The sequence below is a fragment of the Falsihalocynthiibacter sp. BN13B15 genome (assembly GCF_041205415.1).
GTDB classification, from domain to species: domain Bacteria; phylum Pseudomonadota; class Alphaproteobacteria; order Rhodobacterales; family Rhodobacteraceae; genus Falsihalocynthiibacter; species Falsihalocynthiibacter arcticus.
The window spans coordinates 1-243 of the sequence record NZ_JBGFCE010000137.1 but is presented as its reverse complement, the minus strand read 5'-3'; the positions used below and the strand labels follow the sequence as shown (position 1 = coordinate 243).

1 protein-coding gene is annotated in these 243 nt (G+C 54.7%); it reads left to right on the top strand.

The annotated features are described in order from the left end of the window. The coding region (locus AB9F26_RS22525; protein WP_369769156.1) for a transposase at positions 1-243 on the top strand (243 nt) is incomplete at both ends.

The following is a 243-nucleotide window of genomic DNA, read 5'->3' as shown; positions in this document are numbered from 1 at the left end:
AACGAGCAAAGACCGGCGTGTGCGTCGTTGGGAAAAAGAAGATGTTCTTGAGCGGGTGCAAGCACGACTGGATGCAAACCCAGCTCAACTGGCGGTCCGCAGCATGACCGTCGAACATCCCTACGGCACGATCAAATCATGGATGGGGGCCACCCACTTCAAAATGCGAACCCTGAAAAACGTGGCAACTGAGATGGCGCTGCATGTGCTGGCCTACAATATGACCCGCGTCATGAACCTGAT